The sequence below is a fragment of the Microcystis sp. 49638_E5 genome, assembly GCF_021300285.1.
GTDB lineage: Bacteria > Cyanobacteriota > Cyanobacteriia > Cyanobacteriales > Microcystaceae > Microcystis > Microcystis aeruginosa_C.
Genome location: NZ_JAJTDH010000013.1, coordinates 22,774 through 48,842 on the forward strand (window position 1 = coordinate 22,774; position 26,069 = coordinate 48,842).

A 26,069-nucleotide genomic window follows, 5' to 3' on the forward strand; every position below is an offset into this window, starting at 1 on the left:
TATCCTATGCTTCTACATTTTTGTAGCAGCGTATTTTACTGCACCTCTTAATCCCTCTAGGGTATTCAAAACAATATGGACAGGAACTTTTTCTAGCAAAACAGGATTAACCCGTGCCTTATCTGTAAATGCCTTAATAAAACTGCCATTTTGCATCAATTCAATATTTTGGGCTGCAATTCCCCCCGCAATATATAAACCGCCAAACGGTAAAAAACTCACCGCCATATCCCCTGCCGCAGCCCCAAAAGCTTCTACAAAAATTGCCATTGTTTGCTGACAAAGAAAATGACCTGCTGCTGCTCCTTTAGCGATTGCTGCCCCAGGATCAAATTGACTTAAAAAATCACCCACATCTTCAGAAGCAAACTTGCGATCCTGCAAAAAACGAAAAATATCAACAATTCCTGGGCCAGAAACCACCCGTTCCACATCAACCTTGCCGTCGGCCCGAAGATATGCTAATAACTCCTGAGCTAACAAATTATCAGGAGCAAAACTTTCGTGGCCTCCTTCCGTTGGAAACACTCGATAGCTATCACCTTCAGGAACTGCAAACGCCTTTCCCAGACCCGTACCCGCCCCAATAATAGCGATCGGCGCATCAGGCAAAAATTCACCTTCCTGTAAAGTAACTAAAGATTTATTTTTTTCTAAGACAATATTGTAGCCAATTGCTACAAAATCATTAATAAGACTCACTTTAGCAATGTTCAATTCTTCTTGTAACCGGGCCGCATCTAATTCTGGCCAAGGTAAATTAGTGATTTTACATTTGTTGTTCAGAACAGGGCCAGCCAAAGCAAAACAAGCCTTATAAACATTACACTCATCACCCAGGAATTGTCGCACTAAAGGAACTAAACCCTCATTGCCGCTCGGATAAATTTCTTCTCGGAGAGTTGATTCATTTTTTCCGTCCGTTTCTACCAAACACAACCTGGTGTTAGTGCCACCAATATCACCGGCTAAAACTAGCATGGATTTAACTACTAACGAAACTGTTCAAGATTATAGCATATCGAATATATTGCGATCTCTGTTCCAATTATCAGAACACTTAAGTAGGGAGGCACAATTATTTGTAGGATGGGTTAGCGGTAGTGTAACATGAGCGGGCGTTGGGTTTCATGCTTCTACGTTCATCTTATATTTAATTCCACCCACCCACTTAGATTTATTCAGCAACCCCTAGCTAGATTTACAAGAACTTTTGTGGCAAAATTCTGTTTATATTAGCTAAATTGAGCCGCTTCTAACCGGATTAACCCACAGCGAGCGCATTTTTCCCACTAAATCGCCTGTTTATCTATGTCCAACATTCTTAACACTGAAGACAAGGGAGGGAGTGTTTCCCTCCCTTCCCTGATGGGTTACACAAGAGCTAGAACCTCTGGAAATCTGTTACAAGGGATACCCTTGCAACGAGGTAAGACTATACAGAAACGAGAAGAGCCAAGTTATCGTTGAAACTGCTATAATTAATAAAATCTCAAGAATAGTAAAATTATATGAATGCACTAAAATACCAAACAATCATCAAAAATGGTCAACTTAGTTTACCTCCCCTCGACTTACCAGAAGGAACAGTTGTCGAAGCGATTTTGTTGATTAAAGAAGCGGCTGAAATGGATGAAACGGACTATCTGCTTTCCACAGAAGCTAACCGTCAACATCTCCAAGAGGCAATAGAATCTCTGAAAAATCCTGATAGTTATATTTATGTAAATGCTGCTAACTGATCAGGAAAGTCGCCTTTCTAACCCGAAGTTTTGATTAGTTTAATCAATGGGCAATCGCAGATAAAAAAGTTTACGCTAAAATTGTCAGCCTTATTAAAGATGTTCAAAGAGAGCCTTTTTCTGGATTAGGAAAACCAGAAGCATTAAAACATGAACTATCAGGATTATGGTCACGACGCATTACAAAAGAACATCGCCTAGTTCATAGCGTGTCTGATCAAGAAATTGTTATTGTTTCCTGTAAATTTCACTACTAATAATCGCCAGAAATTCCAGAAATAGCTGAGAGCAAGGCTCTTCTGGTTTTTGTGTGGAAGGAAGAAGAATAGGGATAATTTGGGTGCATCTCAATTTTGGACAAATATCTAGAGGACATTTTGGGCGCACGCGGTGCGCTCCTACCATTGGCGCAATAATATTAATAATATTATTGTAGGGGCGAATTGCATTCGCCCTCTTTGAATAACTTCTGCTGCTCACCTATAGGTGAGGGAAAGTCACAAATTTAATAGTCTTAAACACTTTAAACAGGATTTAGGATTACACAAAAGCTAGAACCTCTGGAAATTCGTTGCAAGGGATACCCTTGCAACGAGGTAGAAGCGAGAAGAACCACTTACTTATTAATTTTCCACAAAAGTAAATTTACCATTTTTACCATCGGCATCCATTTTAATTTGTGCGACGGAGAATTTATCCTGAATGATTTCCCCTTCGGGAGTAAAAGCAATATCTCCCAGGACAGTGACATACTTACCCGCTAAGATTTCCTGATTTAATTGTTGGCGAATTTGTTCGAGGGAAAGTGTACTGAGTTTATTTTTATCATCTACCCGTTTTAATGCCTCGACAAAAACTTGAATTCCCGTAAAAGCTTGAGCGGTAAATTGGGGCGGTGCTTTTTTATTTTCTGCTGTATAAGCGCCGACAAAATCCCGATTAATAGGATTATCTAATTCCGGGTTATAAGCTTGAGCGATGAGAATACCATCACATTGAGCTTGACAAACTGGGAAAATATTAGAAGTATTTAAACCATTGCCCCCAATAATTAAACCCTGATAACCTAATTGTCGCAACTGTTTGACCAAATTACCCCCGTCAGCAACCAAACCAGAAATAACCACTAAATCCGGTTTAATATTAATAGCGGCGGTGGCTTGATTTTGAAAATCTGTATCGGTGGTTTGGAATTTCTGCACGGTGACAATATCAAGATTTAAACTCTTTAGGGTTTCTTGAAAAGTTTCCGTTTCCGATTTACTAAAAGCATCATTTTGGGCAAAAAAGACAGCCACTTTTTTAATCTTGGGATCGATTTTTAAAGCGGTTTTAACCGCATTGGGAGCGACCACAGCCACAGGAGCGGACACCCTACCCACATATTCACCGATCTGGGGGATACCTTTAGCCGTGTTAGACGGGCCGAGAATGGGAACTTTAGCTCGATCGGCGATCGGACTAGCGGCAAAAGCTTGCTGGGACAGGGACGGACCGAGAATACCCACCACCTTATCTTGAGTGATTAGGGTATTAATGGCGTTGATCGCGCCCTGTTCATCCCCGGCCACATCCTGGATAATAACTTTAATCGGTGTTCCATTGACTCCGCCCTTTTTGTTAAAATATGTTTCAGCCATCTTGACACCGATCACCTGTTCCTGTCCCAATAGGGCGAGATTGCTGGTTTGAGCTAAAGCTGCACCGATGGGAATAGCACCAGTGGCGGCGTTTTCTGCGGGACTGGGGTTAGTTTGACTGGTGGGAGTGACGGAATTGCAGGCCACCACTAGACCGAAAGTGACTAGGGATAGTATTAAGGGGATTAATAAACGTTTTCTGAGCATCTTAACTCTCCTGAGACCGATATTGTTGATGACACTATTATTTCGCTAATCGGGTTGATTTCAGCGATAATTCCCGACGAGATCGAACCGGACTTTACCGCCTTAGAGCCTTTTCTTTCCCTTAATTTTGTCGATTAACCCCCCGTCTAACCCCCGTTTTCAGAAAAACGATTTGCCTTTTCCGGTTCTGTCGCCTAACCTAGTAGTTAGGGAATTTATAGATCGCCTTTCCCGTTCACAAAACCCAGCAAGCGAAAACATCCATTTAAGATTATGACTAACCCCGTTATTCACGCCTTTTTCCTCGGACGAGCGATCGCTGAAGTAGTCAGTGAACAGCTAGAAGATGCGTTTACCAACGCTTTAAGCGAATTAGGCAAATTTGATGCCGAACAACGGGAAAACCTGCGGCAATTCGTCGAAGAAGTGCAAATGAGAGCCGAGCGAGCCATGGAAAAGGGAGTATATACTGGTACAGAGTCCGGTGGTTCCTCCAGTGCCGATGTGCAGGAAAACATCGACGAAATGCGGGCCGAAATCGCCCAATTGCGCTCGGAACTAAAAAACCACCAGAATTAACCAAAAACCCTCTTTTAGTCGCTTTAAAGCCCCAAAAACTGCGTGTCAGCCCTTCTACCCGTCCCCGTTACCCCAGAGTTAAACCCAGCAATGCCGGCCCTCCAAGTCGCCAAAAATAGCTATCGTTGGAATCGAGAAAGCTATTCCATCAATCGTCGTCGTCTAGATATTTGGCGATTCGTTCTGACCGTACTGTATCAATTCTGGCTCAACGGTAAAAAATGGAGCTATAACGGCGGCTATAGCCAAGAAAAACTCGCCGGCAGACGCAGAAAACAGGCCGCTTGGATTCGGGAAACCATGCTAGAATTGGGACCGACTTTTATTAAAGTCGGTCAACTGTTCTCCACCCGCGCCGATCTTTTTCCCCTCGAATATGTGGAAGAACTCTCGAAACTACAGGATCAGGTTCCCGCATTTACCTACGAACAGGCCAGCAAAATTATCGAGGTATCCCTCGGTAAACCCCTGAATAAACTCTTTAAAAGCTTCGATCCCATCCCCCTAGCAGCCGCTAGTTTAGGGCAAGTTCACCGGGCCCAACTGAACAGCGGGGAAGATGTGGTGGTCAAAGTCCAACGGCCCGGATTGAAAAAATTATTTAGTATCGATCTGGCTATCCTGAAAAAAATCGCCCAATACTTCCAAAATCATCCCAAATGGGGTAAAGGTCGCGATTGGACGGGAATTTATGAAGAATGCTGTAAAATTCTCTGGGAAGAAACCGATTATCTCAACGAAGGTCGTAACGCCGACACTTTTCGCCGTAATTTTCGCGGGGAAGATTGGGTAAAAGTACCAAAAGTCTATTGGCGCTACACCTCTCCCCAAGTTTTAACCCTAGAATACCTCCCCGGCATCAAAATCAGTCATTATGAAGCCCTAGAAGCGGCCGGACTTGATCGCAAATTGTTGGCTAAACTGGGGGCAAAAGCCTATCTAATTCAACTACTCAATAACGGCTTTTTTCACGCGGATCCCCACCCCGGCAATATTGCCGTTGATAGTGATGGCTCCTTAATTTTCTACGATTTCGGCATGATGGGACAAATTAAGACCAATGTGCGCGAAAAATTAATGCAGACTCTCTTGGGAATTGCCCAAAAAGATGCCGATCGCGTGGTCACTTCTCTGGTGGATTTAGGAGCATTAACTGCTAATGGTGATATGGGAGCAGTGCGGCGATCGATCCAGTATATGCTCGATAACTTCATGGATAAACCCTTTGAGGAGCAATCCGTGGCCTCTATCAGCGATGATCTCTATGAAATCGCCTACGATCAGCCTTTTCGCTTTCCCGCTACCTTTACCTTTGTCATGCGGGCATTTTCTACCCTGGAAGGGGTAGGCAAAGGACTCGATCCCGAATTTAACTTTATGGAAGTGGCCCAACCTTTTGCCCTGCAATTAGTAAATGATATGACAGGAAATAATGGCAGTAATATCCTCGATGAGTTAGGACGACAAGCAGCCCAAGTGAGCAGCACCGCCCTGAGTTTACCCCGACGCATCGATGATACGATCGAAAAATTAGAACGGGGTGATATCCGTGTCCGGGTACGTTCCAGCGAATCCGATCGACTTTTGCGGCGATTGGGTATGATTCAAATGGGAACCAACTATACTTTACTGATCAGTGCTTTGCTTATCTCAGCGACGCTTCTATTCGTCAGTGGTTTTGGTTGGTTAACTTTAGTGCCGATGGCGATTTCGCTGCTGCCGGGGATAGCCCTCTTGAGACTTTGGCGAAAAATTGAACGTCAGGATCGCATGATGTAATTGATCGCAGGATAATAATTATTGTGTTAGCAGCAGAAATTTCGATGAACAATCTTTCTTTTGGAGGACTGACCGATCCTGGTGTAGTGCGATCGGTTAATCAGGATAGTTATTATATCGACCCCGAGCGGCGCTTTTTTATCGTTGCCGATGGTATGGGGGGTCATGCGGGGGGCCAGGAAGCTAGTCAAATCGCCACTGAAACTATCCAAGCTCATCTAGAAGAACACTGGAATTCGCCCCGGGCTGCCGGGGAATTGCTGCAGGAGGCAATTACCGTCGCTAACGAGAAGATTATCGAAGATCAGCTGAAAAATCCCGAAAGACAGGACATGGGGACAACCCTAGTCATGGCTATCTTCCGAGATGATGGCTCTTGGTACACCCATATTGGTGATTCCCGTCTCTATCGCTTTCGTGAGCAAAAATTAGAACAGGTGACGGAGGATCATACCTGGGTAGCTAGGGCGATAAAAATGGGCGATCTGTCCGAAGAAGAAGCCAAAAACCACCCTTGGCGGCACGTTTTATTTCAATGCCTTGGTCGTCGCAATTTGCCCCCAGTGACCGTGTCTCCCCTCGATCTGCAATCCGGCGATAGTTTGATTCTCTGTAGTGATGGTTTGACGGAAGAACTGTCCGACGAGGAAATTAGCGATTATTTGCAAACCGGTGCCGATTGTCAGGAAATTGTCGAAAATTTAGTGGCAGCGGCCAAAAAAGCTGGCGGTTCCGATAATATCACCGTGGTCATGGTAAGCTGTTGACTACCTAGGGTTTGCGGCAAAAAGTTTCTCGTGGGGAAGTGGGGAGATGGGAATTATGAATTATGAATTATGAAGTGGGGAAGTGGGGGAATTTCAACTAACACCCTAAAACCCTAAAACCCTAAAACCCTATCTCCTGCCGATCGCCGATCGCCTCATCTCAACAAGCAATTTAAATGCGTGGGCAGCTTACTCGATCGCTCCTGCTTGTTTTAATAAAGAAACGATCGCGTGATGGTGATTAAATTTAGCTAACATTAAAGCGGTCATTCCCCCTTGATTTTTCTGATTTAAGTACACTTTTCCCCCGTCTAACAAAACTTTAACCGTGTCGAGACAACCGTGATAACTCGCCCACATTAAAGGGGAAGCGCCGCTAAAATCGAGTTTATTGACATCGGCGCCGATATCGATTAACCGGCGCACCAGTTGACTATTATTGCCCTCACAAGCTTTCATGAGGACGGTTTTGCCATCGGGATAAACGGCGTTGGGATTAGCCCCGTAGTCGAGGAGATAACGGCAGATTTCCGTAAATTGGCGCTGTAAAGCTAAAGTTAATGGTGTTTCTCCCTGCTGAGTTAGGTTAGGCTCCGCCCCCTGTTTTAACAATTCTAAAACGATCGCTTCGTATCCTTGTACCGTGGCGATGATCAGGGGTGTATCACCAAAATGGTTGCGGTGATTGACAAAAGCGCCGGCTTGTACTAGGGCCTGGACGATCTCTAGATGTCCTTCGATCGTCCCTAAATGCAGAGCCGTTTCCCCAGCCTGATTTTGATTGTCAATACTAGCCCCCTTAGCGAGTAAAAGTCGGACAATATCGAAATATCCCTCAGCAGCAGCGATCATGAGGGCAGTTTCTCCCTCCTCCGTGCTGATGTTCGGATTTGCTCCCGCTTGCAGTAAAGTTTGCACGCTGCCGAGATTTCCCCTCTCTACAGCCAAAATTAGGGGAGTTTCCCCGGATAAAGTGGGAGAATCGAGGGGCATACCACGGGTAATAAACAATTCGAGGATTTCTGGGCAATTGGCGGTGAGAGCCTGTAACCAAGCTTCTTGACGTATTTCGTCATCTACACCACTATCGAGCAGTAAACGGACAATTGCGGCGTAATTTTGTCTGATCGCTACAGATAAAGCCGTATCTCCATCCCGATCGCGCATATTGACCCGAGCACCGGCGGTTAATAACTGTTCTGCGATCGCTGTATGACCCTTATAAACGGCGATCATTAGTGCTGGTGTACCATCTTGATTGAGCTGATTGACATTAGCGCCGACGGCGATTAATTGAGCAAGGATTTCACTGTGATTGAGGGCAGCCGCTAACATGAGAGGGGTTAAACCTTGAGGTTGTTTACTTTTGTTGATATCAGCCCCAAATTCTCGCAAAATCGCCACAATTTCCCTATGACCCCCCTGCACGGCATAGATTAAGGCCGTAGTATTTTGCACATCAGTGGCGTTGACATTTGCCCCCTGACTCAGTAAAGCTTGAACCCGCGCGAGATTGCCCTGACGCGCCGCTTGTATTAACAAGATATCCCAATTAGAAGCCATTAACAGTGACCGATCGGCAGAAAGTATTTTTTCTATTATCGATCTTTCTAGACAGGTAAACGGACAGAAAAGCTACTACCCCGTTCTAATTCTGAGGTGACGGCAATAGTTCCCCCATGAGCATCAATAATGCGACGGGAGAGATAAAGTCCTAACCCATTGTTGGAACTGTCTGGGGAACTGGAGTACAGGCGCTCAAAAATCCGGGGTAGTTCTTCTGCTGAAATGCCTATACCAGTATCCTCGACGACAATGGTGACAAAAGTATCTTCCTCTGTAGCGGGGATGAGATGAATTTTCACATCACCCTTTTGGGTAAATTTAATCGCATTGCCGATGAGATTGGTAAAAACGCGCCGCAGTTCCAAGCGATCGCCAGTTAGGAAAATTTCCCCAGCATTTTCGGCATTTAAGCTTAATTCTAGTCCTTTTTCTCGGGCAAGGGGAGTTAACTGCTGACAGACTTCTTCGAGAATATCGATAATCTTTAATTTAGTAAAATTAAGTGTCTTTTCGCCGTTTTCATAACAATAAACTTCCAAAAGATTATTAACCATTTCCAAGAGATTTGTATTACTGCGAATAATCACATGAATGACTCGACTCATTTCGGGAGTAATCTCACCGTATAAACCTTCTTGAAATAGTTCTAATATATGATTGACAGACACTAAGGGAGTTCGCAAATCGTGGGTCATCCTCGAAACAAAATCTTCTTTTTGTCTAGCCAATTGCTCTTTTTCTTGTTTGGCAATCGCCACTTCTTCTTCCGCTTCATAGATGCGTAGGGCGTTTCGCATCGCTTGATTTAAGCGCGAGGCAGAAAGACGAAATTTACTCAGATAATCGGAAGCTCCGGCTTTCATCATATCTACGGCAATTCCTTCGTCTCCGTGACCGGTTAAGACAATTAGGGGTATTTTAAGTCCCTGTTGCCGAATTTCCCGCACCAAAGTCAAACCATCTCCATCGGGTAGAAGATAATCGATAAACATACAGTCGAAAAGATTATTGGACATCTTTTCTTTAGCCTCTTGATAGTCAGCGGCTTCTGTTATTTCTATCGCCATCTCCGATGTTCTTAAGAATCGGCGCACGGCGATCCGATCTACTTCATTATCATCAACAATTAGAATTCTTAACTGGTTTAACATTGCCAATTTAAATCTGAATTTTATTACTGTCTGATCTACCCTGATAGAATACCTTGAATCGGGTTCGATGGTCAAGACATTTTCGAGGTCGATTCTTACAGCTTTTTTCTTAAAGATGAAGTATAACATAATTTGCTATTGACGACCGAATCGTGACGACTGGCCCCCCAAAACGAAAAATTAGTACCTCACTATTAAGATGACTGCCACAATCGGAAACAATACTTAGGGTTTGCTGAATAAATCTAAAAACCTTTTTGGATAAGACTTTTGGACTTTTTTCCCCTCAAAAAGTGCCAGCCATTGCGGGGATCGGGGGGAAAATTCCTGGACTTTTTCCCTGAAAATTAGGTAGTTGACCACCTGAAAATCGATGAAACCCCACACCCCACACCCCACACCCCACACCCTGCCACCACCGAAAAGCTTTTTGCCGCAAACCCTACTTAAACAAAATGGCAATGCTTCAACAGAGCGCCTTCAAGTAGGGGATGATATTCTTTTTCGGAGATAGTATAGGCCCCAAATCTAGCCAGATGGGGATTTTGCATTTGGGCATCAAATAGACAGAAATCCCGTTCTCTAAGGTGTTCGACTAGCTTGACCATGGCTACCTTAGAACCATCGGGAATTTTATAAAACATCGATTCCCCGATAAAAACCCCGCCAATGGCCAAACCTAAAATCCCTCCCGCTAATTGATCCCCTTGCCAAGTCTCGAAACTGTAAGCCCAACCGCCCTGGTGTAATTGCTGATAAATTTGCATTAACTCCGGGGAAATCCAAGTCAGCGAGCGATCAGCACAACCGGCACAAACCCCAGCAAAATCGCGGTTAATAGCCACGGTAAAGCGATTTTGATTCAAAACTCGTTTTAGGGACGTGGGATACCTAAAACGCCGATCAAGAGGGATAAGAGCGCGATTTTTACTAGAATACCAATCCAATCTGCCCCCCTCATCGGCCATGAGAAAGTAACCGCGTGCGTATCCTTGTATAATAGAGGCGGTATCCACGACTCCCCCAAGAATTCAGTCTCGTAGCCTGATCATTCTCTAATTATGCCTGATCATCCCCCACCAATTCCGCCTATTACTTTACCACCGATCGAAAATCCCCAACAGGAACAAACTTGGCTGCGCACCGCTTTACATCGTTGGTTAGATGCGGAATTTATTCCCGAAGCTATTAATGAAACTATCGCTGAACGTGCTAGTCAAATTTTTCTGCGTCAGCGTTTGGAAGGGGAAAACGATCTCGGTAGCTTGGTGATTGCGATCGTTACCGAGATGCAAGCTTTTGATTTTCGTGAAAGTTTTTATAGTGAATTCGCCATTGCTAACGCTGTCAGTGATTTAATTTTAGATAGTTTAGGGATCGATCGCTGTTGTGGCCAAAGTTAGACAGTTTTTCTTTGCTATTGGAGTTTAATTTCTATTAGCTGCTCTGCTAATTTTTCTGTGCGAATGGGGTACTGTTCATTTAAGAAGTTAACAAAATCTTCTTCGGGATGTGCCACGACGATATTACTGTAGTTTTGGGCTAATTCCTTGAGATTGAGTTTTTGCCGCCAGGATTCCACATCGCCATCCTGAAATAATTGAAACTTAACTTGATCGTTAACTAAATAGGATAATGCCAAAAAGAAACTAGGGGTATTATCGCTGATGACTATCGGCTTGGTCATGGAGTTTAAAACAGGGGCGATTTTTAGATTAGCTCCACTGGCCGTACCTCGTTGATCATCTAAAGCCGCATCAGGATTTAAACCCAGAAATACACCTGATACTATACCTAGTAGCAGCAAAATTAGCAAGATTTGTTGTCCTAAATAGTGCAGCCAATTTTTTGGCGATTTTGAGCCGATATAACTGGCAATCAGGTAGGATATAGCCATCCGGATTGCCAGAAAAGCCGGCATATAATATCTGGCTTGTAGGGAGCGGATCGATGGTTTTAATAAATCAGGTACAATTTGAAACAGTGTCGGAACAACAATCAAAGTTATGAGGAATAACCAAACTTTCGGCGATGCGTATCGGATGAGATAGTAAAGAGAATAAACCACTAACAATAATATTAATAAATGTAAAGCCGATTCTAATCTTCCTTTGCGGTGAAAGAAATTCACAAATACATGACCAGTATGACGGAATAAGGCTTGAGATATTTCGATGATATTAGTCTTAAACTGTCGATAGTATTGGGTGTTGCGATCAATTTTGTCTAGGTTGGTAAAAATCACGAATAGCCAAGGGCTAAATAAAACTAAGCTGCCAACACCTGCCAATACATAGCTAACAACTGTCCTTGTAATTTTCAATCTCTCTAGAAGAATCACATATAAAGCTTGGGCGATGGCGACGGGAGCAGAAAATAAATGAGTATAAAAAGTCAAGGCTAAACTGAGGCTATACCAGAGCCAACTTTTAAGCGTATTTTTACGGATTGCTCGTAAAAGAGCAATTCCTGATAAAAAAATTGTCACTGTCCAGCAACTATATTGGGTAGCGTTTTGTGCCGAAAGTATCCGAAGGGGAGAAACAGCGAATAAAGCGATTGCAATCGAGGCCGTTAGCGAAGAATCGAACAATTCTAGGCATAACCAATAAAGGCAAGCAATGGCTAGGATGCTTAAGAAAATCGAGAAAGTTCTGGCCGAATGTTCGATGGGGATTAACTGCATCCAGAAGCGCGCTAACAAATTGTATAGGGGAGGATGTTCTGGATTCCTCATCATAGAGCGCAAGGCATCGGATAGAGAGCGTTCGGAATGAGGATATTGAAAATATTGTAGGTCTTTCCTGCCAATAATTTCACCGTTGAAAGCCTGCTCCCGCACGTCTTGAGTCGTGTATCCCGAAAAACGCATAATACGTCTAACTTCATCGGCACTATAGACTTTTTGCTCTACATTGAAAAATCGTAGGCCAATTCCGATTAATAAAATAGCAATGATCAAAAACTTTCCGAAATTAGCGGCCAATCGATCGGGTAAATATTTTCTCTGATCCATCATAAGTTTATTTGTCCGTAGGTCATCAATCAACAAGAATTAATTGATAGTTGTTTGAAAAGTTTAATTAATTTCCAACCCAGCGATCTCAGCGATTGTATAGGCTGGTCTGCCCTTAACTTCTTCGTAAATTCGACCGATGTATTCCCCTAATATGCCAATACTGATCAATTGTACTGAACCCAAGAAAAACACAGCGATCAAGATAGTAGCTAAACCGGTAACGGGAGAGTCGGGTTGCTGCAGTCGCCAGTAGAGAACCAGTAAAGCCATCAACAGGGCAATTAAAGCAGAAAATAAGCCTAAATAAGTGGAAAGACGCAGGGGAATCTTAGAAAAAGACACCAAACTATTAATCGCTAAAGCTAGGGATTTTTTAAAAGTGTACTTGACTTCCCCGGCAAACCGGGGATCCCGCTCAAATTTAACAGCAGTTTGTTGGAAACCAATCCAAGCGCGCAAACCGCGAATATAACGATTCCGTTCTGGCATAGAATTTAATAGGTCCACTACCTGACGATCCATCAGACAAAAATCCCCCGTGTCCGCAGGGATATCCACGTCGGCTAATTGTCCCAGCAATCTATAGAAAACGTAGGCAGTCAGGCGTTTAAACCAACTTTCTTTTTTCCGTTTTGTTCTCTGGGCGTAAACCACATGATAACCTGCTTGCCAAGACTCAATCATTTTGGGAATCAATTCCGGTGGATCTTGCAAGTCGGCATCGAGGACAACAATAACTTGACCCCTAGCGAAATTGAGTCCCGCAGTTACTGCTGCCTGATGGCCAAAGTTACGAGCAAAGCTAATGTAACAGACCCTAGCATCTCTTTCCTGTAGTTCCCGCATTAATTTTAAGGATCGGTCCCCACTGCCATCATTAATCAGAATCAGTTCCACAGAATCATCTAAACTATCCATGACGGCACTGACACGACGATAGAGTTCTCGGATGGTTTCTTCCTCGTTATAAATCGGAATAATTAGCGAATATTTCGGCATTTTCGAGAGATTGAACGGACAAAGGCAGTGTTTTTATGGCGGCTACTACGCTCAATATTCTGCCAAAGTATCGCTTTTGTCAACTTAATAGATTACTGCTAAGCTGCAGGGAGGCGATTTCTTGGGCAGCACCAATAATTAGGGTTGGCTGAATAAACGTGCAATATAGACGAAGTAAGGATTTTGGAGCTTTTTTAGCGGAAGAGGTGCAAGATTTTGAAAGCTAGTGGCTCAAAAACCTTGCTTCTCCATTGCCAATCGCATCTTATTCCACCTTCAAACAATATCCTTCTCCCCTTGTCCCCTGCTCCCCGCTCCCCGCTCCCCACACCAGCCGATCGCTAACGCCGTCAGTGATTTAATTTTAGATAGCTTAGGGATCGATCGCTGTTGTGGCCAAAGTTAGACAGTTTTTCTCTGCTACTGGATTAAATTGCCAAGGAATGGTCGAGCATTGCTTGCCGACGTAAACAATTCCAGTAGGCTGCATAGAGGTCTGTCTGTTGACCGCGCAGAGAAGCGATCGCAGGTGCGGCAGGAAAAGGCCAGAGACGATCAAAAACCACTTCTCGATGAGCCAGACGAAACTGTAGCAAATAAACGGAAGCAGGAGCCTGTAAATTATCCAGTAATTGCGCTGCCAGCCGATGTAAAGACTTAAGACTCTCTCTTTCTAGACTAATCGGTTGACTGTAGGCGTTAGGGATCATACCCTCCCCGATTACCTCACCGTATTCTAAACCCTTAGATGTCACCGTGATCGGCAACCAAAGATCCCCAAAAGAGGAATCTCCCTGACTGGTTTTATAGTGCAGGGTCTGGGCAACCCAAGTGCGTCTTTCCTCGATATCCCGACAAGCTTGATAAACTTTTTTGCCAGGAAAATTCACCCAATTGGGTAATTGAATTGTTAAGGGACACCAGATTAAATTATTTTGGCCGGTTTTACCCGACTCCATTTTTGACCACAAAGAAGCCGTCCCCGTCACCTCCACCGCCAAGGATTTAGGAACCGCATTTTTTAAGGCAATCACCATCTTTTCGGTAACGGGCGATAGCCGAGACATCTGACCACTGGCTTGAGCTTCGGCATTAACGAGAATGATAACTTTGTCCATTTCTTGTTGTGGGTTGGGTGAACTTGAACGATCAGCGGTGAGGTTGGTTAAGAGTGAGAACTGACTTGGGTTCAATGCTTCTGTAGTCGCCATGGCAAAAGCTATTTCTCTGGATTTTAGCGGATTATACAAGAGCGCAACTATTTTTTACGGATTTTTTCAACAGCAACCATCTTCGAGGCGGGATTTTTCTTCTCCCCCTCATAGAATACCTTAGTTGACAGTCGCGTAAACAGTGATCAGTAAACAGTGATTAGTCAAGAAAAAATTCGACCGAATCTAAAACCTAATTGGTTAAGCTAAAAGCTTTGATGTATTTAGTTTCTAACCTTCTTTTTAGGTAGGAGAATTGCCAAATTCTTTTTTAGAGCCTCTTGCCTCTTGCCTTCAGCAGCTGATCACCGATCACTGATCACCGATCACTGAAATTACTCGTCTTCAGCGAAAATAAAGCGAGTTAGTTCACTAGGATCGGGTTCGGGGCTAGATTCGGCAAATTTAACCGCTTCCTCGATTTCAGCTTGAATTTTCTGCTCGATTTCTTTTAATTCCTCTCTCGTGGCCAGATCTCGCTCGTAGAGGTAGGCGGCAAAGCGAGTGATCGGATCTCTTTCGCCCCAGAATTGTTTCTCGTCAGCACTGCGTAACTCGTCGGGATCTGCCAGAGAGTGACCCCGGAAACGATAGGTTAAGGCCTCAATTAAAGTCGGTCCCTCACCGGCGCGGGCCCGAGCCACGGCTTCTCTGGCGGCGGCATGAACGGCGACCACATCCATACCGTCCACTTCCACACCGACCATACTAAAAACACTGGCTTTTTTATAGATTTCCGGTTGAGAAGTGGCTCGATCGTGGGCCATACCGATCGCCCACTTATTATTTTCCACCACATAGATAATCGGCAACTTCCAGAGAGCGGCCATATTCAGACACTCAAAAAACTGGCCATTATTACTCGCCCCATCCCCGAAGAAACAGACCGTTACCTGATCGGCACTGGCATCACCCATAGCTTCGCGACGGTACTTACTTTGAAAAGCCGCCCCGGTTGCGACGGGAATCCCCTCGGCCACAAAAGCGTAACCCCCTAAAAGCTTATGTTCGGCGGAAAACATATGCATGGAGCCGCCCCGTCCTTTACTACAGCCGGTAGCTTTGCCGAATAACTCCGCCATTACCTCCTTAGCGGGAACTCCGGCACTGAGGGCGTGGACGTGATCGCGATAGGTGCTAGAAACGTAATCTTCTCCCTGACGCAAGGCTTTAATAATACCGCTAGATATCGCTTCCTGACCGTTGTAGAGATGGACAAAACCGAACATTTTGCCTCGATAATACATTTCGGCACATTTATCTTCAAACATCCGCCCCAAAACCATATCCTCGTATAGGCGAAGACCTTCAGCTTTGGTAATAATGATGGAAGCAGGATTAAAGGTTGGTAAAGTACGTTCGGAAATCATAGGGTCTGTAGTATCATTTAGACAACAAAAAGGCAAGGGGAGAGGAAGCGGTAGATTTTTCGAGAATTCTGGCAGTGAATTTTTTGGTCTTAAACCAAGGGGTTCTTGGTATTTTCTCTCTCAAATCTAATCTTAGTCAGTCAGAGATTGGCTAGGATAAGATGGTATCTTGTTATTTTACTCGCTCCGCTCTCACTTACATCACTTAATTCACTAAGGACTCTCCAGAGTTGAGGTACAGCTAACCGTGCGCATTCCTCTCGACTACTACAGGATATTGGGAATCCCCTTTCAGGTGAGTGCCGAGCAAATTGATTTGGCCCACGCCGACCGGGGACGGCAATTGCCACGTCAAGAATACAGTCAAACAGCGATCATCGCCCGTCAGCACTTGTTAGATGAAGCTTACCAAGTGTTAAGTGAGCCAGATCGCCGTCGTGATTACGATGCCCAATTTTTCGACCCCAATCCCTTGCTTCTCAACCCAGAAAGCACCGCCGAAAACCTAGATTCTCAGGGTGGCGAGGCGGCCGCGGCTTCGCCGGAATATCCCACTCCCCAGATTACCATTGCCCCCGCCGATCTGGTGGGAGCTTTGCTCATCCTGCAAGAGTTGGGAGAATACGAGTTAGTGATTCGTTTGGCCGAAACTTATCTGGATTTGGAGCCAACTACTCGCCCAGACATGATCTTAACCTTGGCTTTGGCCTACGGGGAATTAAGTCGGGAATATTGGCAGGATAAAAATTATGAACAAGCCGCCAGCACCGCGGCCAAAGCCCTGACCTGCTTGGAACAAGAACAAATGTTCCCGCAAGTGGCCAGCGAGATTCGCCATGATTGTGATCGCCTGCGTCCCTACCGCATTCTGGAATTGTTATCCCAAGAAAAAAAACCCGGTCTTGCCCGTCAGCGCGGCTTAAATCTCTTGGAGGAGATGTTGTCCGCTCGCGGCGGCATCGATGGCCCCGGCGATGACCGCTCTGGGTTGGGGGTAGATAATTTTTTACGCTTTATTCAACAGTTACGGGTTTATTTGACTCAGGCCGAACAGGAGAAAATCTGGGCGAAAGAGGCACAACGCCCCTCGGCAGTGGGTAATTATCTGCTGGTCTATGCCTTGATTGCCCGCGGTTTCGCCCAAAAACAACCCGCCGCTATTGTCGCAGCCAGCGATCGCCTGCAGCAATTACAAAAACATCAGGATGTCTCCATCGAGCGATCGATCTGCGCCCTGCTGCTCGGTCAAACCGAACAAGCAAGCACAATTTTAGAAACAAGTCAAGAGCAAGAAATATTAAATTATATTAGGGAACAATCCGGGCAATCTCCCGATCTTCTACCCGGGTTATGTCGTTACGGTGAGCGTTGGTTACAAACAGAAGTTTTCTGCCATTTTAGTGATTTAGTCGAGCGGAAAGCCTCACTCAAAGAGTATTTTGCCGAGGAAGACGTACAAAATTATTTGGAAGAATTGTCAGGGTTTCCTGATGAAAAAGTTGCCTGGTCGGTTCGAGAAAAGACTGGCGAACCCTTAGAATCGGAAGTAAATGTTCTCAAAACCCACACCCCCCCCACCCATTTAAACCCAGTGCCAGGAGCGACACCGATGAGGGAATCTGCTTATTCTTCTTCCCACTCTCGTCCCCAAAAACCTTCTTTAGCTAGAGTTAACGGTGAGCGGACAGGTACTACTGTACCTGCCCTGAGAGCCACCGCTCAGGAGGAAACCTTCACCCCCTATACTCAGGGCAGTGTGGTGGTGACGGCAGCCGATCCTCAACCGGCACTTAATCCCCCCCGTCGTCGTCCTAGTCGCCCGCGCCCCCCAGCAGCCGGCAACTCCCGGCCGGCTGCCCTAGAAACGGTAAAAACCGACCTAGTCGCACCGAAACGGAGACGACCAGCCCGCAGAAAACTGCGACTTGATCGAGTGGCGATATTGGGAGTAGGATTAGTGGGAACGATCGCGGTTTTGGCCTTGGGGGTGAAGGCAATTGTCGATAGTCAATCTCCTTTGGCAGTCCTACAAGGGGAACAGTTACCGATTTCTTTAAATACTCCCATCCTAGAAATTCCCTCGGCTAATGCGGAAGCGATGGACGGGACTTCCTTGGGCAAGGAAACAGCTAAGGAGACAATTCAAGCTTGGTTAGCGGCAAAATCGGCGGCTTTTGGCAGTGAACACCAAAAAGAGCAATTGAAAGAGGTTTTAACAGGTTCGGCCCTAGAAATTTGGCAAAAACGAGCGGCGGCTTTACAAGGAAATAATTATTGGCGCTACGATCATCAAGTGGACGTGCGATCGGTTACTAATAATGCGAAAAATCCTAATTTAGCGACGGTGGAAGCGATAGTAAACGAAAAGGCCATGTATTTCCATAATGGCAAGGAAATTGTCAATCGTTCCTATAATGAGTCCTTGAACCTGCGCTATGATTTGGTACGGCAAGGAGATAAATGGTTGATCGAAAAAACCCAAGTCTTACCCTAATTTTTTCCGATTAAATCCCCAAAAACCACGCTTTAGGCTGCCCGCACACCCAATTAAGGCTGCATGGCAGCCTTTTCAGTGGGAAGTGGGGAAGTGGGGAGAAGGGAGCAGGGAGAAAAAAGCTGATAACTGATAACTGATAACTGATAACTGACTCATCCAAAGGCAACCTTTGTACCTCACCATTAAGATAACTTCTATATCTTTAGACTGATAAATGCTCGATTTGCTTAATATTTTTTAACATAAAATATGCCCTTTGATTGCTGTAATTAGTTCCCTAGAAGTCAAGCTAATGAGTTATGATCCTAGATGGGAATCCATAGTTCTTAGAGGAAAAAAGCGGGGCAATCTCAATGTTTTGCCCCGCGACAGGATCATGATTTTGATGTTTTAAAAATCTCGCATAAGTCTTTAAGAACTTTTAAAATCAGCATTCACAAGGAGAGATATTATGACAGGTAAGAGTAAACGCGGTTTTGCCTCTATGGATCAAGCTAAACAAAAGGAAATCGCTAGTAAAGGTGGTAAAGCTGCTCATCAAAAAGGTACAGCCCACGAATTTACCTCCGAAGAAGCTCGCGAAGCGGGACGAAAGGGCGGTGAAGCAGTTAGCCGGGATCGCGCCCACATGGCAGCTATCGGACGGGAAGGGGGTAAAAATTCCCACAAAGGCAGTCGCAAAAACTTAAACTCCGAGGAAAATTACCCAACCAACGAGTCTATAGGCGAAAATTTCTCGGATTTTAGCAACTCGGAAGCAAATAGTTGACTTTGGTTGACCTTTTCTCGGACTAAGAGGGTGTTGGGTGTTGGGGTTTTAGGGTGTTTGGGTTTTAGGATTTTAGTTGAATTCCCCCATTTCCCCATCTCCCCATTCCCCCATTTTCCCAATAAATACTTAGGGTTTGCGGCAAAAAGTTTTTCGTGGGGGCAGGGTGTGGGGTGTGGGGTGTAGGGTGTAGGGTTTTACCGATTTTGAGGTGGTCAGTTACCTAATTTTCAGGGAAAAAGTCGACAATCCAAGTCCCAACGTAGAGACGGACGGGAATATTGCCGGAGGCAGTCACATCACAGGTAAAGTAATAAGTGCCTAATTCGGGATTTCTGACATTAGACATGACGATTTCAACTTTGCTGGTCGGATCGATCGCTTGTTCGGGGACAATTTGAATAACGCGAGCATCCTTATCCCAAACCACTTCCTTTAAAGGCAAAGATTTACCGTTGATGCGTACCTCGATTTTATTGGTGTCAAACTGGCCGTTAAAATAATCGGGATAGGAAATAAAAAAAGCTGAAGCCCCCTGGGAGAGTTTTTTCGGGGGAATATAGAGTTTATAACGATCCATTTGCTTGGGACGACCGCCAAATTGCAAGAAATAATCTAAGATATCCTTGCGATCGACTCCACTAAAAATTGTTAGGCCGGGGTTGCCATTGGCTAAAGTTATTTTTGGTAAAATAATCCCCGCACCCACAGCTAAAGATAGAGCAATTAAAGCGGGTGCCTTAGCATATTTAATTACTTTTGTCAAGACTTTTAACATAAATTTTAACCCAAAGTGAGGGGGATGGTGACGGCCGCAAGGGGCCTAATACAGTTCAACTGTAACAAAACCCGCTCGTTTCTTACCTAGACCTTTGCCAGTCCGATAAGTGTCTTGATTAACGCTTCATCGCTCGCGCCATATCCCGTTGATCCTGACGACGTTTCAAATCTTCGCGTTTATCGTGTAATTTTTTGCCTCTACCGAGGCCAATGCTGATTTTTACCCAACTACCTTTAAAATACATCTTCAAAGGCACAAGAGTTAAGCCTTTCTGTTCCACTTGACCGATGAGTTTGCTGATTTCCTTTTTGTGCATCAACAATTTTCTCGTCCGGCGCGGATCGTGATTAAAATATTCGCTACTCTGTTCGTAGGGGGAAATATGAACATTAATTAACACCGCTTCACCATTACGGACTAAAACGTAACCATCCCGCAGGTTTACCTTACCAGCACGCACAGATTTAACCTCGGTCCCCAGCAACTGCACCCCCGCTTCAAAAGTCTCTAAAATCTCGTAGAGATGGCGTGCTTGCCGGTTATCACTGATAATTTTGATTTTATCGTCTTGATTAGCCATATAGTCAACTGAAAAGTGAAAAAGCTTTGGGGTGTTGGGGTGTTGGGGTGTTAGGGTGTTGGGGTTTTGGGGTTTTGGGGTTTTAGTTGAAATTCCCCATTTCCCCATTGCCCTATCTTACTCGCTCTTTTGCTATCTGGGGACTGACTGCTTGCGGCTCTTTAGTGATCACTGGCCTTGTCAGGGGGAACCAGAAGGGGGAAAATGAGAGCAGTGTTAAATTTTTATGAAGTTTGGTTCTGTGGATAAAATTCGCACCGTTTCCGATAGTAAGCGTGATTTTTATACTCGCCACACCCGCCCCATCAATTCGGTGTATCGGCGCGTGGTTGAGGAATTATTAGTCGAGATGCACCTGCTCTCCGTTAATGTAGATTTCCATTATGATCCAATTTATGCCCTTGGTGTGGTTACTTCTTTCGAGAAGTTCATGGAAGGCTATCGTCCGGGGGAGGATAAACCGAATATTTTTAATGCTTTGTGCCAAGCGGTTAACGGTAATCCCGAAGTCTATCGTCGTGATGCCGAAAATATGATCGCTATTGCCAAAGAAACTAATATTGATTCCTTGCTTTCCCAACTGCAAAACCCTGCCCTAGGTGGTAACAATCAGTTGTCTGATAGTTTAGTTTCGGTTATCAACGCGCCTAAGTTTAAGTATAGTCGCCTGTTTGCCATCGGTCTCTATACAATTTTAGCCGAAGCACAACCGGACATGATCAAGGAAAAAGAAAAACGCGAACAAATTTTGCAAAAGTTCTCAGAAATTCTGCATCTCTCCAGCGAGAAACTGCAAAAAGACCTCGATGTTTATCGCGGTAATCTTGATAAAATGGATCAGCTGCTCAAGGTGATCGAAGATGCCCTAGAAGCAGAAAAGAAAAAACGTCAACAAAAAGAACAGGAAAAACAAACCACCCCGCAATAAAGGCTCTCAACCCGGAATTACCGCGTGCAGACAAGGGAATAGGGAACAGAAAAAGGATTAAATCGGCTCTCTTTCTTTACTGTTCCTTCTGACCTCGTTCTACAATTAGGATCGGCAACCCTTAATATTTATCTCCCGTGACTAACTCCTCCATCACCGCACCCGTAACCGATATTTTGGCAAAAGCGCGGTCAGGGGCAAATTTATCGGCAAAAGAAGCGATTATCTTGCTAGAAACTACCGATAACCGTTTAATTGCCCAGATTCGGGAAACGGCCGACTTTTTGCGTCGTCAACAGGCGGGAGATACCGTCACCTACGTTATCAATCGCAACATTAATTTTAGTAACATTTGTGAGCAGCATTGCAGTTTTTGTGCATTCAGACGCGATGAAAACGAAGAGGGGGCCTTCTGGCTTAATTTAGAGGAAATTATCGCTAAAGCGGCGGATGCTGTCCGTCGTGGGGCCACAGAAATTTGTATGCAGGGAGGATTAAACCCAAAAGCCAAGATTAAGGGCAATTCCTTAGACTATTACCTGGAAATTGTTAAAAACCTGAAACAAGCTTTTCCTAACCTGCATTTACACGCTTTTTCGCCCCAAGAAGTCCAATTTATCGCTAGAGAAGACGGTTTAAGTTACGAAAAAGTTATCGCTTCCCTGCAAGAAGCAGGAGTGAATTCTCTACCGGGGACAGCTGCCGAGGTGTTGGTGGATGAGGTAAGACGGGTAATTTGTCCAGAAAAAATCGATGCCGCCACTTGGTTAGAAATAGTCGGTACTGCCCATCGCTTGGGGTTATATACCACCAGTACCATGCTCTGCGGTCATATTGAAACCCCTAGCCAACAGGTGCAGCACCTTGAAAAAATTAGAAAACAGCAAGAAATCGCCCTAGAAAATAATTATCCAGCTAAAATCACCGAATTTATTTTATTGCCTTTTGTGGGACAATCGGCCCCCAAACCCCTGAGAAATCGAGTCGGACGGGATCAACCAATTTTAGCCGATACATTAAAATTAACAGCAGTGGCGCGGATTTATTTGGGCAATAGCATTAAAAATCATCAACCCAGTTGGGTAAAATTGGGCTTACAGGGGGCGACAGAAGCTTTAAACTGGGGTTGCAACGATCTCGGTGGCACTCTCATGGAAGAACATATTACCACTATGGCCGGGGCCCTGGGCGGTACTTGTTTGACCGTCGAGGAGTTAGAAACGGCGATTAAATCCCTTGATCGCCCCGCCCGTCAACGGGATACAATCTATTAACTAGGGTTGGCTGAACTAACTTTAATCAAGCCCAACAATTTCCCCCTTACCGGCAATCACTTCGCCGATTTGGTAGGCATTAATCCCAGAGGATTGGAGTTGATTAATAGTCGATTGCGCCAGATCTGATGGGACAATGATCACAAAACCGATACCCATATTAAAAGTATTAAACATGGCTTCGGCATTAACCGAACCCATCTGGGCTAACCAGTGAAAAATCGGCAAAATTGGCCAACTTTCGCGGTAAATCTGCACGGAATGCCCTTTACCTAAGCAGCGGGGCAAATTTTCCGGGATGCCACCCCCAGTAATGTGGGCCATGGCGTGAATATCTAACCCAGAGCGCAGCAGTTCTAGCACAGGTTTAACATAAAGTCTAGTGGGAGTTAACAAAACTTCACCTAAGCTAGAGCCGGCCAAAATTTCGGGGCAATCTTGCCAATTTAAGCCCTGAGTCTCGATAATCTTGCGAACAAGACTAAAACCGTTACTGTGAACCCCACTACTGGCTAAACCAATAGCCACATCGCCGATTTGCACCTTACTGCCGTCGAGTAATTGACTTTTTTCGACAATACCGACGCAAAAACCCGCTAAATCGTACTCTCCGGCCGAATAAAACCCCGGCATCTCCGCCGTTTCCCCTCCCAAAAGAGTACAACCACTATCACGACAGGCCCTAGCGATTCCCGATACCACCGCCGCTAACTGTGACGCTTCCAGTTTACCAGTGGCGAGATAATCCAAGAAAAATAAAGGTTCGGCCCCAGAGGTTAAGACATCGTTGACGCACATGGCCACGAGGTCAATTCCCACCGTATCATGGCAATTGAGACTATGGGCAATTTTCAGCTTGGTTCCTACGCCATCAGTTCCCGATACTAACACCGGTTGCCGATAACCGGAAGGTAACTGAAAATAGCCGCCAAAACCGCCTAAACCGCCGATAACTTCAGGACGGAAGGTACTTTCCACATTTTGGCGAATTTTGTCGACAAAAGCGCGTCCCGCTTCCACATCCACGCCCGCTTCTTTATAATCCATGCCCAATTGACCGATTGTATCTCTCAAATTTTACCCAGATTTCGGTCGCACTCGCTCCCTTTTCCAGCTAAACCTAACAACAATTTTTGATTTTTACAAGAGGTCTAATCTTCTTGGGGATATTTTTCCCAAAGATCCGTGATTTGGCGAAGACTTTGGAAGTTGCCATTACCGAGGATCAAATGATCTAGGAGAGGAATGGCTAGATAGGTAGCTCCCTGTAATAATTGTTCTGTGAGTAGAATATCGTCTTGACTAGGCACAAGTGACCCGGTGGGGTGATTATGGGCGATAATCAACTTAGTAGCTGATTGTTTAACCACTTCTCGAAAGATTTCTCGCGGATGTACCAGTGTTTCCGTGGCTGTGCCGATAGTAATCACTTTGAGTGCGATTAACTGATTTTTGACATCGAGTAAAATAACGGCGAAACGTTCCTGAGACTGATACATTAGTTCGTGTCCAAGGATAGCGGCAGCGGTATCGGGACTATCGATAACCATTTTTTCCGTCGGTCGTCGTTGAAAAGCCCGTTTTCCCAATTCGATCGCCGCTAGAATAGTAGTAGCCTTAGCCGGTCCAATGCCATGAATAGCGGTTAATTCTTGGGGCTGAATATCCCTCAAAACGTCCAAAGGATCCCGGCGATATTTGCTCAATTCGTTGAGAATATGCTGTCCTAAACCCACCGCCGAGAGTTTCCCCTTACCTTGACCTGTAGCCAGTAAAATCGCTAATAATTCGGCGTTACTGAGGTTTTTCGCCCCGACACTGATTAAACGTTCCCTTGGTCTTTCACTGACAGGAATATCGGCAATTCTTAAGCTGTAGGTCATGGAAGTGGCAAGCTACCGCGATAAAATTCCATCATAATCGCAATTTTAGTCAGCGCCTAGAGGGATTTGGCCGGTAAATCAAGGGGAAAAACTCTCCTTACTGATAGCGAATTCCCGCATCTTCGAGGCGCTGTAAAGCTTCCCCTAATCGCGGGATATCGGCGATTAAACTGACGCGCACATAACCTTCCCCTCCCTCCCCAAAAGCATTGCCCGGAGTGACAACGACACCAGTTTTTTGCAGGACACTGAGGGCGAAATCCGTCGAAGTCATGCCGATGCTACAGGGAACCCAGAGATACATTGTCGCCTTAGAGGAGGGAATATCCCAACCTAATTGCCCCAAACCTGTGATTAAAAAATCTCGTCGCTGCCGGTATCTTTCCTGTACTTGTTTGACGTATTCATCTGGCAGTTGTAGGGCGGTTTCGGCCGCTTTTTGGATGACGGAAAAGATACCATAATCGAGATTGGTTTTCAGGGTGCGTAACCCTTGAATAATATCGGAATTGCCCACGACAAAACCGACGCGCCACCCAGCCATATTATAGGTTTTCGAGAGGGTATGAAATTCGACACTAATCTCTTTTGCCCCCGGAATTTCTAATAAACTGGTGGGCTGATAACCATCAAAACTTAATTCAGCATAACAGAGATCGTGGACGAGCATAATCTCATATTGCCGGGCCCAAGCAACGATTTTTTCAAAAAATTCCCGAGGGGCAACGGCGGCGGTGGGGTTACTGGGATAGTTAAAATAGAGGATTTTCGCCCGTTTAGCCACATCTTCGGGGATAGAATCGATATCTATCAGCCAATCCTGTTCCGCTTTTAAAATGATCGGGTATAGTGTCGCCCCGGCAATCAAGGGACCGCGAAAATGGGCGGGATAGGCGGGACTGGGAACTAAGACCACATCGCCGGGGTTAACATAAGCTAGGGCGAGGTGGGATAAGCCCTCTTTGGAACCGAGTAGGGGTAAAGCTTCGTTATCGGGATTGAGTTCCACACCATAACAGCGATAATACCATTTAGCGATCGCTTCTCGGAAACTGGCGGTTCCTTCAAAGGGTGGATAACCGTGAAATTGGGGGGTTTCAAAAGCTTGAATGGCCGCTTCGATAACTGGACGCGGGGCAGCACCGTCCGGGTTGCCCATGCCTAAATCGATTAAATCTAGTCCTTCTTTGCGGGCTAAGGCTTTTAATTCATCCAAGCGGGCGAAAACGTAGGGGGGTAAGGCACTTAATCGCTTGGCGCGGCTATTCGTCCAATCTACACTCATTACTTCTTGGCTTACTGATCGAGGTAATCTACCATTATGGCA

At 45.1% G+C, this 26,069-nt stretch carries 25 protein-coding genes; 10 read left to right on the forward strand and 15 right to left on the reverse strand.

Going from position 1 to position 26,069, the window contains the following annotated elements; genetic code table 11:
• Positions 1-12: 12 nt before the first annotated feature.
• Positions 13-981 (reverse strand): glucokinase, encoded by a 969-nt coding sequence (gene glk, locus LW728_RS05710; protein WP_104396728.1) that lies wholly within the window; start codon positions 979-981, stop codon positions 13-15.
• 530 nt (positions 982-1,511) lie between these two features.
• Here glk and LW728_RS05715 point away from each other — a divergent pair.
• Together LW728_RS05715 and LW728_RS05720 are read left to right on the forward strand one after the other, a co-directional pair.
• A complete protein-coding gene (locus LW728_RS05715) occupies positions 1,512-1,742 on the forward strand; it encodes a hypothetical protein (protein ID WP_004162699.1) in 231 nt (76 codons plus the stop codon).
• Positions 1,743-1,795: 53 nt separating this feature from the next.
• Entirely contained in the window at positions 1,796-1,999 is a 204-nt protein-coding gene (locus LW728_RS05720; protein ID WP_071839462.1) for a Txe/YoeB family addiction module toxin, read from the forward strand.
• A 366-nt stretch (positions 2,000-2,365) separates the two neighbouring features.
• Here LW728_RS05720 and LW728_RS05725 read toward each other — a convergent pair whose 3' ends face one another.
• Complete coding sequence (locus LW728_RS05725; RefSeq protein ID WP_287765639.1) at positions 2,366-3,589, reverse strand: ABC transporter substrate-binding protein; 1,224 nt, start codon at positions 3,587-3,589, stop codon at positions 2,366-2,368.
• Positions 3,590-3,862: 273 nt separating this feature from the next.
• Here LW728_RS05725 and LW728_RS05730 point away from each other — a divergent pair, with 273 nt between their 5' ends.
• The 3 genes from LW728_RS05730 to LW728_RS05740 all read left to right on the forward strand — a co-directional run bounded on the left by LW728_RS05730 (position 3,863) and on the right by LW728_RS05740 (position 6,714).
• Positions 3,863-4,168, forward strand: coding sequence for a DUF6825 family protein (locus LW728_RS05730; RefSeq protein ID WP_287765642.1), 306 nt, complete (start codon positions 3,863-3,865; stop codon positions 4,166-4,168).
• A gap of 90 nt (positions 4,169-4,258) precedes the next feature.
• Complete coding sequence (locus LW728_RS05735) at positions 4,259-5,947, forward strand: ABC1 kinase family protein (protein ID WP_287765764.1); 1,689 nt, start codon at positions 4,259-4,261, stop codon at positions 5,945-5,947.
• Between the two features lie 44 nt (positions 5,948-5,991).
• Positions 5,992-6,714, forward strand: coding sequence for a Stp1/IreP family PP2C-type Ser/Thr phosphatase (locus tag LW728_RS05740; RefSeq protein WP_194017711.1), 723 nt, complete (start codon positions 5,992-5,994; stop codon positions 6,712-6,714).
• Positions 6,715-6,903: 189 nt separating this feature from the next.
• On the opposite strand, the gene LW728_RS05745 is transcribed toward LW728_RS05740, so the two are convergent.
• The 4 genes from LW728_RS05745 to aat form a co-directional block, all read right to left on the reverse strand.
• Complete coding sequence (locus LW728_RS05745) at positions 6,904-8,283, reverse strand: ankyrin repeat domain-containing protein (RefSeq protein WP_502845971.1); 1,380 nt, start codon at positions 8,281-8,283, stop codon at positions 6,904-6,906.
• A gap of 41 nt (positions 8,284-8,324) precedes the next feature.
• Positions 8,325-9,431: a hybrid sensor histidine kinase/response regulator gene (locus LW728_RS05750; protein ID WP_287765645.1), complete on the reverse strand. Its 1,107-nt coding sequence runs from the start codon at positions 9,429-9,431 to the stop codon at positions 8,325-8,327.
• 225 nt (positions 9,432-9,656) lie between these two features.
• On the reverse strand, positions 9,657-9,839 hold the full coding sequence (locus LW728_RS23130) for a hypothetical protein (protein WP_043997880.1): 183 nt from the start codon (positions 9,837-9,839) through the stop codon (positions 9,657-9,659).
• Between the two features lie 38 nt (positions 9,840-9,877).
• Positions 9,878-10,447, reverse strand: coding sequence for a leucyl/phenylalanyl-tRNA--protein transferase (gene aat, locus LW728_RS05755; protein ID WP_004163918.1), 570 nt, complete (start codon positions 10,445-10,447; stop codon positions 9,878-9,880).
• A gap of 45 nt (positions 10,448-10,492) precedes the next feature.
• On the opposite strand from aat, the gene LW728_RS05760 reads away from it, so the two are divergent.
• Positions 10,493-10,834, forward strand: coding sequence for a DUF8822 family protein (locus LW728_RS05760; protein ID WP_004162710.1), 342 nt, complete (start codon positions 10,493-10,495; stop codon positions 10,832-10,834).
• A gap of 14 nt (positions 10,835-10,848) precedes the next feature.
• Here LW728_RS05760 and LW728_RS05765 read toward each other — a convergent pair whose 3' ends face one another.
• The 4 genes from LW728_RS05765 to pdhA form a co-directional block, all read right to left on the reverse strand.
• The gene (locus LW728_RS05765; protein WP_287765648.1) at positions 10,849-12,450 is read right to left on the reverse strand and encodes a glycosyltransferase family 39 protein; all 1,602 of its coding nucleotides are present in this window, start codon (positions 12,448-12,450) and stop codon (positions 10,849-10,851) included.
• A 60-nt stretch (positions 12,451-12,510) separates the two neighbouring features.
• Positions 12,511-13,449 carry a glycosyltransferase family 2 protein gene (locus LW728_RS05770; RefSeq protein WP_287765650.1) on the reverse strand — a complete coding sequence of 313 codons (939 nt, stop codon included), beginning with the start codon at positions 13,447-13,449 and terminating at the stop codon, positions 12,511-12,513.
• A gap of 428 nt (positions 13,450-13,877) precedes the next feature.
• Positions 13,878-14,660, reverse strand: a complete 783-nt coding sequence (locus tag LW728_RS05775) for a hypothetical protein (protein WP_004163915.1) — start codon at positions 14,658-14,660, stop codon at positions 13,878-13,880.
• Between the two features lie 335 nt (positions 14,661-14,995).
• Complete coding sequence (pdhA, locus tag LW728_RS05780; protein ID WP_004163914.1) at positions 14,996-16,030, reverse strand: pyruvate dehydrogenase (acetyl-transferring) E1 component subunit alpha; 1,035 nt, start codon at positions 16,028-16,030, stop codon at positions 14,996-14,998.
• A gap of 247 nt (positions 16,031-16,277) precedes the next feature.
• On the opposite strand from pdhA, the gene LW728_RS05785 reads away from it, so the two are divergent.
• Both LW728_RS05785 and LW728_RS05790 read left to right on the forward strand, forming a co-directional pair.
• A complete protein-coding gene (locus tag LW728_RS05785) occupies positions 16,278-18,524 on the forward strand; it encodes an IMS domain-containing protein (RefSeq protein ID WP_287765652.1) in 2,247 nt (748 codons plus the stop codon).
• Between the two features lie 454 nt (positions 18,525-18,978).
• The gene (locus LW728_RS05790; protein ID WP_004163912.1) at positions 18,979-19,296 is read left to right on the forward strand and encodes a KGG domain-containing protein; all 318 of its coding nucleotides are present in this window, start codon (positions 18,979-18,981) and stop codon (positions 19,294-19,296) included.
• A 223-nt stretch (positions 19,297-19,519) separates the two neighbouring features.
• Here LW728_RS05790 and LW728_RS05795 read toward each other — a convergent pair whose 3' ends face one another.
• Both LW728_RS05795 and smpB read right to left on the reverse strand, forming a co-directional pair.
• Positions 19,520-20,074, reverse strand: coding sequence for a DUF2808 domain-containing protein (locus LW728_RS05795; RefSeq protein ID WP_287765654.1), 555 nt, complete (start codon positions 20,072-20,074; stop codon positions 19,520-19,522).
• A 118-nt stretch (positions 20,075-20,192) separates the two neighbouring features.
• Positions 20,193-20,657 carry an SsrA-binding protein SmpB gene (gene smpB, locus LW728_RS05800; protein WP_004162719.1) on the reverse strand — a complete coding sequence of 155 codons (465 nt, stop codon included), beginning with the start codon at positions 20,655-20,657 and terminating at the stop codon, positions 20,193-20,195.
• A gap of 241 nt (positions 20,658-20,898) precedes the next feature.
• On the opposite strand from smpB, the gene psb29 reads away from it, so the two are divergent.
• Positions 20,899-21,585 carry a photosystem II biogenesis protein Psp29 gene (psb29, locus tag LW728_RS05805; RefSeq protein WP_170915588.1) on the forward strand — a complete coding sequence of 229 codons (687 nt, stop codon included), beginning with the start codon at positions 20,899-20,901 and terminating at the stop codon, positions 21,583-21,585.
• 137 nt (positions 21,586-21,722) lie between these two features.
• A complete protein-coding gene (cofH, locus tag LW728_RS05810; RefSeq protein WP_287665169.1) occupies positions 21,723-22,859 on the forward strand; it encodes a 7,8-didemethyl-8-hydroxy-5-deazariboflavin synthase subunit CofH in 1,137 nt (378 codons plus the stop codon).
• Between the two features lie 21 nt (positions 22,860-22,880).
• Here the strand turns inward: cofH and purM are convergent, their stop codons facing one another.
• The 3 genes from purM to LW728_RS05825 all read right to left on the reverse strand — a co-directional run bounded on the left by purM (position 22,881) and on the right by LW728_RS05825 (position 26,027).
• On the reverse strand, positions 22,881-23,906 hold the full coding sequence (gene purM / locus LW728_RS05815) for a phosphoribosylformylglycinamidine cyclo-ligase (RefSeq protein ID WP_287665177.1): 1,026 nt from the start codon (positions 23,904-23,906) through the stop codon (positions 22,881-22,883).
• Between the two features lie 104 nt (positions 23,907-24,010).
• A complete protein-coding gene (gene radC, locus LW728_RS05820) occupies positions 24,011-24,742 on the reverse strand; it encodes a RadC family protein (protein ID WP_002732646.1) in 732 nt (243 codons plus the stop codon).
• A 97-nt stretch (positions 24,743-24,839) separates the two neighbouring features.
• Positions 24,840-26,027: an aspartate aminotransferase gene (locus LW728_RS05825; protein WP_287665166.1), complete on the reverse strand. Its 1,188-nt coding sequence runs from the start codon at positions 26,025-26,027 to the stop codon at positions 24,840-24,842.
• Positions 26,028-26,069: the final 42 nt, after the last annotated feature.

Bases quoted from the DNA above. Each gene is read 5' to 3' on its own strand.
- glk (WP_104396728.1), bottom strand. From the start codon at position 981: ATGCTAGTTTTAGCCGGTGATATTGGTGGCACTAACACCAGGTTGTGT.
- LW728_RS05715 (WP_004162699.1), top strand. From the start codon at position 1,512: ATGAATGCACTAAAATACCAAACAATCATCAAAAATGGTCAACTTAGT.
- LW728_RS05725 (WP_287765639.1), bottom strand. From the start codon at position 3,589: ATGCTCAGAAAACGTTTATTAATCCCCTTAATACTATCCCTAGTCACT.
- LW728_RS05730 (WP_287765642.1), top strand. From the start codon at position 3,863: ATGACTAACCCCGTTATTCACGCCTTTTTCCTCGGACGAGCGATCGCT.
- LW728_RS05735 (WP_287765764.1), top strand. From the start codon at position 4,259: ATGCCGGCCCTCCAAGTCGCCAAAAATAGCTATCGTTGGAATCGAGAA.
- LW728_RS05740 (WP_194017711.1), top strand. From the start codon at position 5,992: ATGAACAATCTTTCTTTTGGAGGACTGACCGATCCTGGTGTAGTGCGA.
- LW728_RS05750 (WP_287765645.1), bottom strand. From the start codon at position 9,431: ATGTTAAACCAGTTAAGAATTCTAATTGTTGATGATAATGAAGTAGAT.
- LW728_RS05760 (WP_004162710.1), top strand. From the start codon at position 10,493: ATGCCTGATCATCCCCCACCAATTCCGCCTATTACTTTACCACCGATC.
- LW728_RS05765 (WP_287765648.1), bottom strand. From the start codon at position 12,450: ATGATGGATCAGAGAAAATATTTACCCGATCGATTGGCCGCTAATTTC.
- LW728_RS05770 (WP_287765650.1), bottom strand. From the start codon at position 13,449: ATGCCGAAATATTCGCTAATTATTCCGATTTATAACGAGGAAGAAACC.
- LW728_RS05775 (WP_004163915.1), bottom strand. From the start codon at position 14,660: ATGGCGACTACAGAAGCATTGAACCCAAGTCAGTTCTCACTCTTAACC.
- pdhA (WP_004163914.1), bottom strand. From the start codon at position 16,030: ATGATTTCCGAACGTACTTTACCAACCTTTAATCCTGCTTCCATCATT.
- LW728_RS05790 (WP_004163912.1), top strand. From the start codon at position 18,979: ATGACAGGTAAGAGTAAACGCGGTTTTGCCTCTATGGATCAAGCTAAA.
- LW728_RS05795 (WP_287765654.1), bottom strand. From the start codon at position 20,074: ATGTTAAAAGTCTTGACAAAAGTAATTAAATATGCTAAGGCACCCGCT.
- smpB (WP_004162719.1), bottom strand. From the start codon at position 20,657: ATGGCTAATCAAGACGATAAAATCAAAATTATCAGTGATAACCGGCAA.
- purM (WP_287665177.1), bottom strand. From the start codon at position 23,906: ATGGATTATAAAGAAGCGGGCGTGGATGTGGAAGCGGGACGCGCTTTT.
- radC (WP_002732646.1), bottom strand. From the start codon at position 24,742: ATGACCTACAGCTTAAGAATTGCCGATATTCCTGTCAGTGAAAGACCA.
- LW728_RS05825 (WP_287665166.1), bottom strand. From the start codon at position 26,027: ATGAGTGTAGATTGGACGAATAGCCGCGCCAAGCGATTAAGTGCCTTA.